This window comes from Halomonas colorata (assembly GCF_014897985.1).
GTDB lineage: Bacteria > Pseudomonadota > Gammaproteobacteria > Pseudomonadales > Halomonadaceae > Vreelandella > Vreelandella colorata.
In genome coordinates, this window is record NZ_JABUZA010000006.1 from 13,546 (window position 1) to 27,271 (window position 13,726).

The 13,726-nt window shown below is 55.9% G+C and carries 13 protein-coding genes and 1 other RNA gene; 6 read left to right on the top strand and 8 right to left on the bottom strand.

Translation table 11 applies throughout. The annotated features are described in order from the left end of the window. Nucleotides 1-84: 84 nt before the first annotated feature. The gene (pepP, locus tag INT33_RS04695) at nucleotides 85-1,422 is read right to left on the bottom strand and encodes a Xaa-Pro aminopeptidase (RefSeq protein WP_193091249.1); all 1,338 of its coding nucleotides are present in this window, start codon (nucleotides 1,420-1,422) and stop codon (nucleotides 85-87) included. Between the two features lie 15 nt (nucleotides 1,423-1,437). Beyond that, on the bottom strand, nucleotides 1,438-2,016 hold the full coding sequence (locus INT33_RS04700; protein ID WP_192536729.1) for a UPF0149 family protein: 579 nt from the start codon (nucleotides 2,014-2,016) through the stop codon (nucleotides 1,438-1,440). Nucleotides 2,017-2,176: 160 nt separating this feature from the next. Here INT33_RS04700 and INT33_RS04705 point away from each other — a divergent pair, with 160 nt between their 5' ends. The 3 genes from INT33_RS04705 (at nucleotide 2,177) to INT33_RS04715 (ending at nucleotide 3,347) form a co-directional block, all read left to right on the top strand. Next, nucleotides 2,177-2,476, top strand: coding sequence for a cell division protein ZapA (locus tag INT33_RS04705; protein ID WP_018918372.1), 300 nt, complete (start codon nucleotides 2,177-2,179; stop codon nucleotides 2,474-2,476). A 53-nt stretch (nucleotides 2,477-2,529) separates the two neighbouring features. Next, nucleotides 2,530-2,713, top strand: a non-coding RNA gene (ssrS, locus tag INT33_RS04710) — 6S RNA. Between the two features lie 7 nt (nucleotides 2,714-2,720). Further along, complete coding sequence (locus tag INT33_RS04715; protein ID WP_193091250.1) at nucleotides 2,721-3,347, top strand: 5-formyltetrahydrofolate cyclo-ligase; 627 nt, start codon at nucleotides 2,721-2,723, stop codon at nucleotides 3,345-3,347. Between the two features lie 386 nt (nucleotides 3,348-3,733). Here the strand turns inward: INT33_RS04715 and ilvA are convergent, their stop codons facing one another. Beyond that, entirely contained in the window at nucleotides 3,734-5,248 is a 1,515-nt protein-coding gene (gene ilvA / locus INT33_RS04720; RefSeq protein WP_192536732.1) for a threonine ammonia-lyase, biosynthetic, read from the bottom strand. Between the two features lie 199 nt (nucleotides 5,249-5,447). Here ilvA and rpiA point away from each other — a divergent pair, with 199 nt between their 5' ends. Further along, entirely contained in the window at nucleotides 5,448-6,119 is a 672-nt protein-coding gene (rpiA, locus tag INT33_RS04725) for a ribose-5-phosphate isomerase RpiA (protein WP_193091251.1), read from the top strand. Here the strand turns inward: rpiA and waaA are convergent. Genes waaA through INT33_RS04740 form a run of 3 tightly spaced genes read right to left on the bottom strand, consistent with a single transcriptional unit; the run spans nucleotide 6,116 to nucleotide 9,937 of the window. Beyond that, a complete protein-coding gene (gene waaA / locus INT33_RS04730) occupies nucleotides 6,116-7,420 on the bottom strand; it encodes a lipid IV(A) 3-deoxy-D-manno-octulosonic acid transferase (RefSeq protein WP_193091252.1) in 1,305 nt (434 codons plus the stop codon). The two genes, rpiA and waaA, sit on opposite strands and share 4 nt — an antisense overlap. Continuing rightward, a complete protein-coding gene (gene hldE, locus INT33_RS04735; RefSeq protein WP_192536735.1) occupies nucleotides 7,420-8,850 on the bottom strand; it encodes a bifunctional D-glycero-beta-D-manno-heptose-7-phosphate kinase/D-glycero-beta-D-manno-heptose 1-phosphate adenylyltransferase HldE in 1,431 nt (476 codons plus the stop codon). Before hldE ends, waaA begins: the two co-directional genes overlap by 1 nt. Continuing rightward, the gene (locus INT33_RS04740; RefSeq protein WP_193091253.1) at nucleotides 8,840-9,937 is read right to left on the bottom strand and encodes a glycosyltransferase family 9 protein; all 1,098 of its coding nucleotides are present in this window, start codon (nucleotides 9,935-9,937) and stop codon (nucleotides 8,840-8,842) included. The genes hldE and INT33_RS04740 overlap by 11 nt, the downstream gene beginning before the upstream one ends. Between INT33_RS04740 and INT33_RS04745 the strand changes: the two genes are divergently transcribed. Then, the gene (locus tag INT33_RS04745) at nucleotides 9,936-10,658 is read left to right on the top strand and encodes a 3-deoxy-D-manno-octulosonic acid kinase (RefSeq protein WP_192536737.1); all 723 of its coding nucleotides are present in this window, start codon (nucleotides 9,936-9,938) and stop codon (nucleotides 10,656-10,658) included. The two genes, INT33_RS04740 and INT33_RS04745, sit on opposite strands and share 2 nt — an antisense overlap. 66 nt (nucleotides 10,659-10,724) lie before the next feature. Here the strand turns inward: INT33_RS04745 and INT33_RS04750 are convergent, their stop codons facing one another. Then, nucleotides 10,725-11,843 (bottom strand): glycosyltransferase family 4 protein, encoded by a 1,119-nt coding sequence (locus INT33_RS04750; RefSeq protein ID WP_193091254.1) that lies wholly within the window; start codon nucleotides 11,841-11,843, stop codon nucleotides 10,725-10,727. Between the two features lie 84 nt (nucleotides 11,844-11,927). Here INT33_RS04750 and INT33_RS04755 point away from each other — a divergent pair, with 84 nt between their 5' ends. Further along, the gene (locus INT33_RS04755) at nucleotides 11,928-12,983 is read left to right on the top strand and encodes a glycosyltransferase family 9 protein (protein WP_192536739.1); all 1,056 of its coding nucleotides are present in this window, start codon (nucleotides 11,928-11,930) and stop codon (nucleotides 12,981-12,983) included. On the opposite strand, the gene INT33_RS04760 is transcribed toward INT33_RS04755, so the two are convergent. Beyond that, nucleotides 12,942-13,706 carry a glycosyltransferase family 2 protein gene (locus tag INT33_RS04760; protein WP_193091255.1) on the bottom strand — a complete coding sequence of 255 codons (765 nt, stop codon included), beginning with the start codon at nucleotides 13,704-13,706 and terminating at the stop codon, nucleotides 12,942-12,944. The genes INT33_RS04755 and INT33_RS04760 overlap by 42 nt on opposite strands. Between the last annotated feature and the right edge of the window lie 20 nt (nucleotides 13,707-13,726).

The following is a 13,726-nucleotide window of genomic DNA, read 5'->3' on the forward strand; positions in this document are numbered from 1 at the left end:
TCTCCTGTTCACTAACTCACCACCACCCTGTAATGGTGTAATGTAATTTACATAATGCCAACTCAAGCCGTATGAAACTGCTTATTATTTAACCATCAGCGCTTCAATGTCAGCTACTTGCTTTGGCACACCCGACGTCAGGTTTTCATGACCATGAGCAGTCACGACCAAATTATCCTCGATGCGAATACCTACGCCCCGATAAGGCTCTGGGATATCATCTTCATCAGGAATATAAAGACCCGGCTCAACGGTCAAAACCATTCCAGCGGCAAGCGGGCGCGGTGTCTGCTCATCCAGCCGGTAGGTGCCCACATCATGAACATCCAGGCCCAGCCAGTGAGAGGTGGAATGCAGGTAAAAGCGTCGATAGCTTTCATCATCGATTCGCGCCTGTACATCGCCTTCCAGCAGGCCCAACGTCATCAGTCCCGCGGTTAGATCCTTCACCACAGTCTGATGGATATCGATAAGCGTGGCGCCAGGTTTTACCGCCTCGACTGCCCGCTCCTGGGCATCAAGCACGACCTGATAGAGGGCTCGCTGCGCATCACTAAACCGGCCGCCCACCGGAAAGGTGCGCGTAATATCGCCTGCATAGAGATCAAACTCTACACCCGCATCAATCAACACCAGTGTGTCATCGACTAACCGCGCATCGTTCTCAATATAGTGCAATACACAGGCATTGGCGCCGCCGCCCACAATGGTGCTGTAGGCGGGCGCACTGCCGCCCTGCCAGACAAACTCATGCTCAAGCTCGGCCTGCAGCTGGTACTCGAAAAGCCCGGGGCGAGATACCTGCATAGCGCGCACATGGGCCTTGGCCGACACCGCGGCGGCGTGACGCAACAGGTCAATTTCCGCTGCGCTTTTAATCAGACGCATCTCATGAATCAATCCACTAACGTCAAGCCAGCCCTTTAACGGCGCCTGCCCACGACGAAGCCCGGCCAGCGCGGCAGAAAAAGCTTCTTCGGCAATGCCTAGCGCGTCGGGATTATCCAGCGGCATATAAAGCAGTTCGCGCCCTTCAAGCAGAGCGGGTAACAGCGTTTCACGATCAGCATTTTCAAATGCCTGATCAATACCATGCTCGCGCTCAACGCCTCGGGCACCCAGACGACGGCCGGTCCATGCTTCCTTCGTCGGGTCGCGGTCCTGGCAGAACACAATACTTTCTCCCGCCTCACGCCCCGGCAGCAGAACCAACAGCGCATCAGGTTCGATAATCCCGGTCAGATAGTAAAAATCGCTGTTTTGACGAAACGCGTATTCGCTATCGTGAGAACGGGTAACCAGTGAGGCGCCGGGCAGTACAACCGCTGCATTGGCAGGCAACTGCGCCATCAAAGCGTCACGGCGCGTGCGATACTCACTCACGGTGATCGCGGGCGGCCGGGGAAGTAGCTCAGGCAACATACAGACTCCGAAAGATTAGTGAACGGGCGCGTCGGCTTGCTCGACCTGGGGTTTACCCGGGTGCTGCTCGGTATACAGCAGCATGGCTGCCATACGTACATGCTCAGTCAGGGCAAATAGATCGTTTTCATTTTCAGGACTGTCGTCGATATCTGTTTCGATATGGCCGATGCCCGCCAAGTCGTCAATGGCTTCACACAGGGTTTGCGACCAGCGCTCGCGAAGCTCCCCATCCACTACGTCCTCGACCACTTCCATAAAGCCCAGCGTCCACTCTTTTAGCCCCTGGGCCTGCTCACCTAACGAGAACAGCTCATCAGGCAGTAGCGGGGCGAAGTTCAGGTCGCTGGCGCTAAGTGCTTCCAGCGTTTGCCGACGCCAGCCCAACAGACGCTCCGCGCTGGCCTGATCGCGAGGCTGCTCAACCCCCAGGCTGATGCACACTTCTTCAAGCCAGGCTTCTGCGCTGACATCACGCAGCGCCAAAAGCGCACTTAAGCGACCATCCAAAAAAGCCGGTGACTGCATGCTTCCATGCAACAGAAAAACATCGGCAACGTCAGAAAAATCCTGGCGTTCATCGATCAGTGACATAGTAATAACTCGCTGTGTAAATGGATCATACGTTAAGACATCCCGGCATCTTGCGCGTTGACCCCGCGCAAGCGCCTCTCTTATAGTGAGCGACGTCTGTTTTTCCTATGCCATGATGTTAACGCATTGGGCCCCTCGCTGGCCCGCGCCGGAGCTTTAAATGAGTAACGCCAAGCGGCCAACGAAAGAAATTACCCTTCTCGGGCGCAGCTATATGATTGCCTGCGATACAGGAGAAGAAGCCAAGCTTGATCGCGCAGCTCGCTACCTGGACCGTGCCATGAATGGCATTAATGCACAAAGTGGCACCCTGGGCAGTGAACGGGTCACGCTGATAGCAGCGCTTAATATCACCCATGAGCTACTGGAAGCCCTGGATGAGCATCGCGCAAGCGAAGCCAACTTAAACCGGTTGAACGATCGCCTTGAGCGGGCATTGGCTAAAACCCGCCAACCTTAGTTAACCTTTCACTCAACACTTTGGCATCGCCGCTGGCTCTGTTAGGATAGCGGGGTTCCCTGGGGTGTACGCCAGTCGTTATAGTCCCTCGAGCCTATGCGCAGTACCCAGGGGGCCAAATGCTAGCCAGCCCCGTGTGCATGTCCGTGCGTCGGAAAGCCTGACGGTCTGGCTGCGGCCACCCACTCTGAACCAGTAGGTTCAGGGCCAGAATGACAGCGGCACTCTGGGGAACACTTATTTTATGGATAGCCTGCATCATCCTGAGGCCAAGCGCGCCTTGCGCCTTAAGCTGCGGCGTAAACGCTTTGAATTATCAAAGCAAGAGCAGCGCCAAGCCGCTCGCCGCCTTTGTCAGCAACTTAAACACCTGCCTGAAATTCAACGTGCTCGGCGTATCAGCTTATATCTGCCGGTAAACGGTGAAATTGATCCAACCCCTCTGTTGTCCTGGTTTCGTCAGCGAAATGTCGACGTCTATCTGCCCGTACTGCGTCCGCTCAGCGATAACTCACTCTGGTTTGTGGCTTACCACGCCAACACGCCCATGGTAAAAAACCGCTTTGGCATACCAGAACCGGATACACGCTTTGCCGCTCAACGCCGCAACCGGTTACCCGCCTGGGCCTTAGATACGCTTATCGTGCCGCTGGTGGGCTTTGATGCCCAGGCTAACCGCATGGGCATGGGCGGCGGCTTTTATGACCGAAGCCTAGCCTTTATGCGTCGCCCAGGCCCTGCGCCTGCGTTAGTCGGTGTTGCCCATGCCTTCCAGCAGGTTGAATCGCTACCCGTGGAACCTTGGGACGTACCCTTAAGCGCCGTCGTCAGCGACCTTGGCGTGGTGCGGGCAGGCAAAAAAAAGAGCTGACCCTGTAGGGGTCAGCTCGTATCGCCTTATAGTGACGGGCGGTGATGCCCTGACGTTACGGTTAACTTCCCGATAACGCTTGCGCATAGCCAGTGGCCAATACGCCTAATAAAAACACCACCGTTAATGCCATCACCATATCAGGCTTCTTACGCCGCATGCCGCTTCTCCACCACTTACGCCATTGCACTAGTGCATCATCCCAACTCATTGAGAGGGGATGAGGCTTCTCATAAATTCGCTGATGACTATAGGACTATAAGGGCCTCAATGACAACGGCAAAACAGACTATTTTTTAGCTTATTTAGACGTTTTGATAATTTATCAGCCCTTGGCAGCCCTGGACTAAGCGGTTAGTAACTACTTACCTACACAAAGCAGCTTATTACGCCATAAACAGTCGGTAAGCCGGATTGTCACTTTCATTCCAATAGCGATAGCCAATCGCATCCAAATAATCAGCAACATGCGTCTGGTCGCTGCTGGGCACCTGCATACCGACCAATACGCGTCCGTAGGCAGCCCCGTGATTGCGGTAATGGAACAGTGAGATGTTCCAGTCATGGGGCAGCTGGGTCAGGAAGTTCATCAGCGCACCCGGGCGCTCAGGGAACTCAAAGCGGTAAAGCTCTTCTTCAAAATGCACGCTTGGGCGACCACCGCTTAAATGCCGAATATGCAGCTTGGCCAGTTCATTATCGGTTAAGTCTTCTACCTGATAACCGCCCTCACGCAGCCTTTCGATGACCGCCTGACGGTCTTCACCGCCGGGCTTTACCTGAACGCCGACAAAAATATGCGCTTCTGTGGCATCCGCGTAGCGGTAACTGAACTCGGTAACCATACGTTTACCCAGCGTGCGGCAAAACTTTTTAAAGCTGCCGGGTTTTTCGGCAATGGTGACCGCCAAAATGGCTTCACGCTGCTCGCCAAGTTCCGTGCGCTCGGCAATATGCTGCAGACGATCAAAGTTGGTGTTAGCGCCCGAATTGATGCATAAAAGCGTTTCACCCTCAGCGCCGGTTTGCTGCACGTATTTTTTCAGACCGGCCAGCGACAGCGCGCCAGAGGTCTCAGCAACCGCCCGGGTATCCTCAAAAATATCTTTAACGGCGGCACACATCTCATCGGTATTGACCGTGATCACATCATCGACCAGGTCTTTCACCAGCGAGAACGGTACTTCGCCAATTTGCGCGACCGCCACGCCTTCAGCAAATACGCCCACCTGATCGAGTATTACGCGCTTGTTGGCTTTTAGCGCGGCTTTCAGGCAAGCGCTGTCTTCGGCTTCAACGCCAATGATTTTAATGTCCGGGCGCAGATACTTGATATAGGCCGCCACACCGGCGATCAGCCCGCCGCCGCCCACGGGCACGAAAATAGCGTCCAGGCGTCCGCTATGCTGACGCAGGATTTCTACCCCAATCGTGCCTTGGCCCGCGATCACGTCAATATCATCAAAGGGCGGAATATAGGTGTAGCCATGCTCTTTGATCAGTTCTTGGGCATGCTCGGCAGCAGCGGCAAATGCATCGCCTTTAAGCACGACCTTGGCTCCCCGGGCACGCACGGCCTGGACCTTGATTTCCGGCGTAATGCGCGGCATCACGATCACCGCCTTAACACCCATCAATTTTGCTGCCATGGCAAGGCCTTGCGCGTGGTTACCTGCCGAAGCGGCAATCACCCCCTTAGCTTTTTGCTCATCAGAAAGCTGGGCCATTTTGTTATAGGCGCCGCGGATCTTGAACGAAAATACCGGCTGGAGATCTTCGCGCTTAATCAAAATCTGATTGTTAAAACGACGCGACAAAAAGGGAGCAGGCGAAATCGGGGTCTCACAAGCGGCTTCGTAAACGTTGGCCTGGAGAATCTTTTTGACGGTAGCTTCAAGCATGCAGGTATCCAAAGGGAAAAAGCGTGATAGTGATGGCGGTCATTTCAAGCGTCTTTACAACAAGTGTTAAGACGCAAACAAAGCCTGTATTGGTAGCAGATTACGCCTGCCGACGTCTACTGTGTTTCCATCGGCAGCCAGCGATTTGGTCGGTATACTAGCGCAATAACTTCATTTCCCCGATCTACTAAGGCCCACTATGACACAAGATGAACTCAAAGCCGCCGTCGCGGACGCAGCTATTCACGAAATCACACCAGGGCTTGAAAAAGACACCGTGCTGGGCATCGGTACAGGCTCCACGGCGAACCTGTTTATTGATCGCCTGGGGCCGCTGCGCGACCGCTTTAAGGGCGCAGTCGCAAGCTCGGAAGCCAGCGCCAAACGTTTGCAGAGCTTGGGTATTGAAGTGTTTGAGCTTAACAATGTCGGTACAGTACCTTTCTATATCGACGGCGCCGACGAAGTGAATGCTCACTTACATATGATCAAAGGCGGCGGCGCCGCACTTACCCGCGAAAAAATCGTCGCGGCGTGTGCCGAACGTTTTATCTGCATTGCCGATGGTTCAAAACGTGTGGATACCCTGGGTGACTTCCCTCTGCCCGTCGAGGTAATTCCCATGGCGCGCTCCTACGTTGCGCGTGAGTTGGTTAAGCTGGGCGCCGACCCGGTGTATCGCCCGGGTGTGGTCACCGATAACGGCAACCAGATCATCGACTGCTACGATTTTATGATTGAAGATCCGATCACCATGGAAGCCAAAATCAACGCCATTGTGGGCGTGGTGACCAATGGCCTGTTTGCCGCTCGTGGGGCTGACGTACTGCTGCTGGGTAAAGAAGGCGGCGTCGAGCGCAGCGTGCGCTAAGGGCTAGGGCGATAAGGGCTAAGCAACGCCTCGAGGCCATTCAGAGTGCGTGCAAGCGCGCCTTGGCTGGCCTTGATAGCGGATTGACCAGCCTGGCCTTCTTGTAGACAACGCGCTGGATCAGCGAAGCGGCTGCGTAACGCCTTTACTAAAGCGCCCACATCTTCCACCAGCGTGAGTGCCCCCGCGGTTTGCAGGGGCTCGGCCACATCGACAAAATTTTCCATATAGAGGCCGCTGAGGACGGGTTTGCCTAGCGCTGCCGGCTCAAGCACGTTATGCCCGCCAAGCGGCACTAAACTACCGCCCACAAACGCTACCTGACCCGCGCCGTAGAGGATGGCAAGCTCACCCAGCGTATCGCCGATATAAACTTGCGTCGCCTGGGTAACAGGTTCGCCCTGGCTGCGTCGGCTCATCTTCCATCCTTCCGCCTTACACAGTGCCGCGACTTCATCAAAGCGCTGCGGGTGGCGCGGAGCGAGCACCAGCAGCGCATCAGGATACTGGGGTAGCAACTGGCGATGCGCTTCAAGCAGCAGCGCTTCTTCGCCGTCGCGAGTAGAACCGGCGACCCAAACAGGCCGCCTGCCCCACTGGGTAAGTAAACGCTCACTTTCAGCTAAAGCGCTGTCCGGCAGATCCATCTCAAACTTTAACGACCCCACTACCGCCGTTTTTGAGATCGTCGCGCCGAGGGTTTTAAACCGCTCGGCATCGGCATCGGACTTGGCTGCCAGCCAATCGACATCGGCCAGCGTGTGGGCCATTAATGAAGCGATTTTCTGATAGCGTTTAAATGCTCGAAGCGAGAGCCTGCCGTTGACCACGGCGACCGGCACTTTGCGTTGCTGGCAGGCGGAAAGCAGGTTGGGCCACAGTTCGGTTTCAAACATGATGGCCAGCTCCGGATTTACCTGGCGCACAAAGCGTTTGGCCGCGCCGGGGAAATCCAGGGGTAAAAAGCAGTGTGTGAGCCGGTTGCGATCAGATTGCGGCTCATCCATCAACGCCTGCACCTGTTGGGCACCCGTCGCGGTCATGGTGGTCAACAGCAGGCTATGGCGCGGGTAGCGGGCAAGCAGGCCATCAATAAGCGGGCGGGCAGCGCGTACCTCACCGACCGACGCACAATGCAGCCAGATGCGCGGCGACGCTGGTAGCGCGCCAAGGCACAAGCCTAGCCGCTGCCAGCGTGAGTAAGTGGGCACTTGCTCGCGCCAGATGCGCCAGCCAATCAGCGGAGCAAGCGCATAGAGCACCGCAGAATAGCCAAGCCGCGGCCAGCTGATTCGACCCATTAGCCTTCGCGGTCCAGAATGGAGCTAATCATCGCGGTCGTCGATACGCCATCTTCAAACCCGAGGACCTTCACCTCTCCCCCGTTGGCTCGAACGGCTTCTCCTCCCGCGATATCATCAGGATGGTAATCACCGCCCTTGACCAGAATATCGGGCAGAACGGCTTCAATCAGCGCTTGCGGCGTGTCATCACTAAACGGCACGACCCAATCGACCGCACCAAGACCTGCCAGCACCTGCATACGCCGATTAAGCGGGTTGATGGGCCGCTTGGGGCCTTTCAAACGGCCAATGGACGCATCATCGTTGACCGCGACAATCAAGCGATCCCCCAGGCGCTTGGCCTGCTCCAGGTATGCAACATGACCCGCATGGAGAATATCAAAGCAGCCGTTGGTCATAACGACCCGCTCGCCGCGCAGTTGAGCGGCACGTACTGCGTCAATCAGCGACGCCTGCTCAATCACGCCGAACTCGGCGAGCTTATCGCCATGCAGCGCGGTATATAGCTCGGCTACGGATAGCGTCGCGGTGCCGGGCTTGGCGACCACCAAACCGGCTCCCAGATTCGCCAGCATCATGGCTTCCGGCAGGCCGTGACCAGCGGCAAGCGCCAGACCCATTAACCCAATCACCGTGTCGCCTGCGCCGGTAACATCAAAGACTTCCTGGGCACGCGTAGGCAGATGAATAGGCGCCAGCCCTTCACGAATCAGGGTCATGCCTTTTTCACTCCGGGTGATTAAAAGCGCCTCCAGCTCAAGTTCGGCACGTAGCGCTTCCCCACGCTTGGCAAGCTCGGCATCGCTTGCGCATGGACCTACGACGGCTTCAAATTCCGTCAGGTTGGGGGTAATCAAGCTCGCCCCGCGATATTTGCTGAAGTCCTGCCCCTTGGGGTCAATCAGCACGCGTTTGCCGTGGGCGCGCGACTGGGCAATCAGCCGTTCGACCTGATTGAGGGTGCCTTTACCGTAGTCAGACAGAATCACTACATCGCAGTCAGGCAGAGCCTGCTCTACCTGAGACAGCAGGTCATTGGTATCGACGTTATCCAGACGCTGCTCAAAATCCAGGCGCAGCAACTGCTGGTTACGGCTCATCACACGCAGCTTGGTAATCGTCGGTATATCGGCACTGCGCTGAAAGTAAGTACTTACATTGGATGTATGCAGCTGGGCTTCCAGCAGGTTGGCGTTGTCGTCATCTCCCACCACACCCGCCAGTGCCACATGTCCCCCCAGCGAGGCCACGTTGAGGGCCACGTTGGCGGCACCACCAGGTCGATCATCCGCATCTTCAACGCGAACCACCGGCACCGGCGCTTCTGGTGAAATGCGCGAGGTGCCGCCGTGCCAGTAGCGGTCGAGCATGACATCGCCAACGACCAGTATATGAGCGTGTTCCAGGGCGGTTAAATCAACTTTCATGGATAGATCCTGCGGCGGTGTCTGGTGCTGTATGGGCTAATAGCGCATCCAGATGGGCAATAACGGTATCGGTTTTAATAAGCTGCATCGCATCCTGATGGCGTACCCGCTGTCCCCAGGTCACTTCATCTACCGATTTATGCAGATAGGCGCTTACGGCGTCGGGGTAGGCATTGACGGCAAAGTCGCGCCAGCAATAGGGCGCTGCTCGCTGAGGATTGGTGGTGGCATAGAGACCCAACGTAGGAGTGCCCATAGCATTGGCCATATGTGCCGGGCCGGTATCCGGGGCAATTACTGCTCGCGCCTGACCAATTAGCGCCAGTACGCCTTTCAGCGAGGTGCCACCAATGGCGTTGATTACGCTATCTGGCTGGCACAGCTTTTCTATCTGCTCGCCTATCTCGCGTTCAAGCGAGCTGCTTCCCCCGGTCAAAACGCTTTTTAGACCGTGGTGGACCCAGGCATGTTCAATGACGCTGGCGTAGCCCTCAACCGACCAGTTACGAAAGTTACGCAGACGTGCGTTGCTGCACGGGTTGATGACCAAATAGGGTGACTCGCCGCTGATGACCCGCGCCTCATCAAGGGCTGTGACCGGCACCGGCATGTTCCACTCCAGGCGATCATCGGTCACGCCCAGCAGCCGGGCAAAATCCATAAAGGATTCCAGCACGTGTGCCTGGGCGTGGGGCTTCAACTGGTGCTGGGTAAACCAGTGTTGGGCATCCTTGGCGCGGGCTTTGTCATAGCCCACGCGAACGTTGGCCTTGAGCCCCAACGACAGAATACTGGCGCGGATCGCCTGCTGCATATGCAACAGCACGTCAAAGCGCGTATCAGCAAGCTCACGCCACAAGGTACGCATGCCGGCAAGCCCGGTCGACTTGTCGTAAACGACAAACTCGACCCCGGAAAGTCCCGCCAGTAGACTGTGCTCCCCCTTGCCGATAATCCAGGTAATACGCGCACGGGGCCACTGGCGTTGCAATGCGCGTACCGTTGGCACGAGATTGCACACATCTCCCAGAGCGGAGAGGCGCAAAATGGCAATGTGGTTGGGTTCAGCAGGCAACGAGGGCTTCATGCGCTTAACGGCACTCCGGCAAAAAAATAGTCTGATGTTACATGATGCAGACAGTTTAAGTGACGCACCGGGATCACACAAAATCCAGCCGCGTCTATTTACGGCCGATTACTGGCGCCAGCAAGCCTTGGTGGTAGGCGAAGCGCCTGGCCGGGGAAGCAGCCTTTTTCTACAGGCAACGCCTAGCCAACAGTGGGTACTGCGCCCCTACCGGCGCGGCGGCATGGTAGCCAAGCTCAGTGAAAAGCGTTACCTATGGACAGGTGCCGAGCGTACCCGTGCGTTTCAGGAGCTAAGATTAACCGCGTCGCTTTTTGAGCAGGGCCTGCCAGTGCCCGCACCGATTGCCTGCTGCGTAACGCGCCACGCTCTTACTTACGAGGCGGCGCTGATAACGGTGAGAATCCCAGGGGCCCAAGCATTTGCCGCTCTACTCGCTGACGATAAAGCCGATAACGCACTGCTTACGCGAGTAGGCGCAATGATTAAGCGCTTTCACGCTGCAGGGCTTGATCATGTCGATCTTAACGCACGTAACATACTGGTTGACCCAGGCAACACGCCCTGGCTAATTGATCTAGACCGCTGCCGCCTGCGCCCGCCGGGCAAGTGGCAAGCCGCTAACCTGGCACGCCTTTCCCGCTCGGTGGCTAAATTCAGCCACCCGTCCCAAGTAGCTGACGTGATGGCCTGCATTCATGAAGGCTATGTTAATAGTTAATAAAAACGGTGCTAATAAAAACGACGTTCATACAAACGATGTTCCTAAAAACAATGCTCATAAAAACTAGGCAGAAGCACTGTAAGCCTCAATTAAGCGCTTCACATGCTGTTTGTTGCTGAAGTGCTGCTCGACGCGCTGCCGGGCGGCTTTGCCCATACTTTGACGCGTGGCGTCATTACGCACCATGGCATCCATCGCAGCGCACCATGCGCTAATGTCGTGAGGACCTACTAAGACGCCTGAGGCGCTATCGACCAACTCTGGCAGCGAGCCGGTATTTGACCCAATAATCGGCATGCCACATGCCATTGACTCAATAATCGTCAGGCCAAAGGCTTCGTTTTCTGAGGGAATACACACTAGATCGAGCACCGGCAGTATGTCGGTTAAATCGTTACGGTGACCCAGGAACGTAATCTTGTCTTCCAGCGCGGTATCCACAATCAGCGCCTGTAAACCCTGATAAAAGCTTTCCACACCGCCTGAATCGTAATCGGTGCCACCGATAGAGAGCGCATAGAAATTCAGCTCAGGATCAAGCTCAAGCAGCGCTTTCACCCAGATATCCTGGCCCTTCCCCGGCGTTACGCGCCCAGGCAACCCAATCACGACCGCGTCACGAGGAATGCCCAGCGCATCGCGCTTGATGCGAATGGCGTCCAGATCATAACAAGGCCGGTACTTATTGGTATCGACACCATGGGGCAGGCAGATAACCTGTTCACGATTGACGGGCAGATTGCTGACATTACGCTGGTAAGTCGCCTGGCTAATGGATAAAACACGATCCACTTTGCCGTAAGCAAACCGGTGATAAGGGTTCTTCTTGGGCCGCTGCCCACCGACATGATCGGTATAAAGCACTCTCAAGCCAGGCATCAAACACTTTAATAACGAGCTTAATCTTAAGTCACTCGACTTATGGCAATGAACAATGCGGACGCCTTCCTGTATTAGCCAACGACGAAGGCTGATGACACGCGCCAGCGCGCTTGCATTACTTTTAAAGGCTTTATATGGCACGTTATTCTGCTGCATATACGCTTCCACCTTAGTGTTTTCAAGGCAGATGGCGATGACCTCCCAGCCCTCGTCTTTCAGGTCACCCATTACGCGATCGACATATAGCTCCATCCCGCCTTTGCCGTCGGACATACATAGTTGCAGCACTTTATTTGCCATCACCTCACCTACCCAGCTACGCACCGTTAAACAATGAATACAATCTCTTGTAGTATACAGGCTGCAATTAACGGGGCTTAAACCATGGCGAAGAAATTGCTCGTTGTTCGCAACGACAAAATCGGTGACTTTATGCTGGCATGGCCGGCGCTGGCATGCTTAAAAAGTGCATCGCCTACCCCGCATATCACGGTATTGGTGCCCGCTTACACTGCGCCATTGGCCAGCGCGTGCCCGTGGGTCGACGAGGTCATTATTGACCCTGGCCGCCAGGCTGACGCTGCGGCTCAAAAAGCCTTGCTTGCCGAGGTCAAAGCCGCCCAATTTGATGCTCTGCTAACGCTTTTCTCAACCCCGCGTATTGGCCTGTTGGGCTGGCGAGCGGGAATACCGCTGCGCGTCGCACCGGCGACCAAGTGGGCACAGCTGTTTTATAACGCTCGAATACGCCAGCGCCGCTCTCAATCGGCAAAGCCTGAGTACCAGTACAACGTGGATCTGGCCTGCGAGCTGTTGGCAAGGCTTTCGCTTAAGCTTACAGCACTCCCTTCGCCGCCCTTCTGGCCGCTAAGCGATACGCAGCGCCAACGGCAAGTGTTGCTCGAGACTACTCGGGAAACTAACCCAGAAGCTGACAGCCCCATCGTTGTCGTGCATCCGGGTAGCGGTGGCTCGGCGGTTAATCTCTCACTTGATCAGTACGCGGCGCTTATTGCGCTCATCAATCAGACGACCGACAACGTTAGCTGGCTAATCAGCGCAGGGCCTAGTGAAGACGCCCATGCCGAGGCGCTGGTCGATCAGCTGGCCCAGACAGGCATTACTGCCAGACGCCTGCCCGCTAGCCAAAATGTGGCTGATTTTGCTCTTCAGCTTGCCGGCGCCGATATGTTGATCGCGGGCTCAACCGGCCCGCTGCATATTGCTGGCTGCCTGAATATTGCCACTGCAGGATTTTACCCCGCCAAACGCTCGGCCACGCCGCTGCGCTGGCAAACCTGCAATAGCGCCGAAAAACGCCTGGCGTTCAGCCCTCCGGCCGTGGCCAACCAGCAGGATATGGCGGCGATTGATATAGCAACCGCCGCCCAAGAGATATCAGCGCTTCTCAGGCGCGGACGTGCGGGTGCGAATCCATAGGTCGGCATATTTATTAAACGTTGAGTGCGCTGAGAGTAGTGCCAGTAAAAAGCCCTGCTTACCGTCTTTAAAGCCGGCCTTTAGCAGATACATTTTGATAAAGCAGGCAAGCCCATGGATGAAACCGCTACCCAGCGTCGCGGTTTTGCCCTGCGCGGCACGCTGCTCTGACCACGCTTGGGCATAGTGGGCAGATTTTTCTAAGTAGTGGCGCAAATCACGATAGGTGTAGTGAAGCAGATCCCCCGTAAGTCGCTGAACGCTCAGGTTCTCCGGCACTACGAGTTTTTCATGCACAAGCGCTGCGTTATAGGAAGCCTGTGCTTTGGGGTAGAGGCGCAGCACGCGATCAGGATACCAGCCGGAATGGCGGATAAAGCGTCCAAAGCACCATGAGAGGCGGCAAGCACTGTAAACGGCGGGCGGCTGTTGAACTGCGTTGAGAATGCTGTCGCGCAGTTGTGGCGTCACACGCTCATCGGCATCGACCATCAATATCCACTCATGGCGGGCCAACGCCTCTGCCCGTTGACGCTGTATGCCAAACCCCTGCCAGTCAGTGTTAACGCTGACGTTATCCGTATACTCACGCGCAATCGCACAGGTTTCATCCTGGCTGCCCGCGTCCAGCACGACGATCTCATCGGCCCAGGTCAGCGTATCCAGACACTCACGTAAATGATGTGCTTCATTTTTAACAATTAAAACGGCAGAAATTGGCACAGATCACCTTCGCCAGTCAG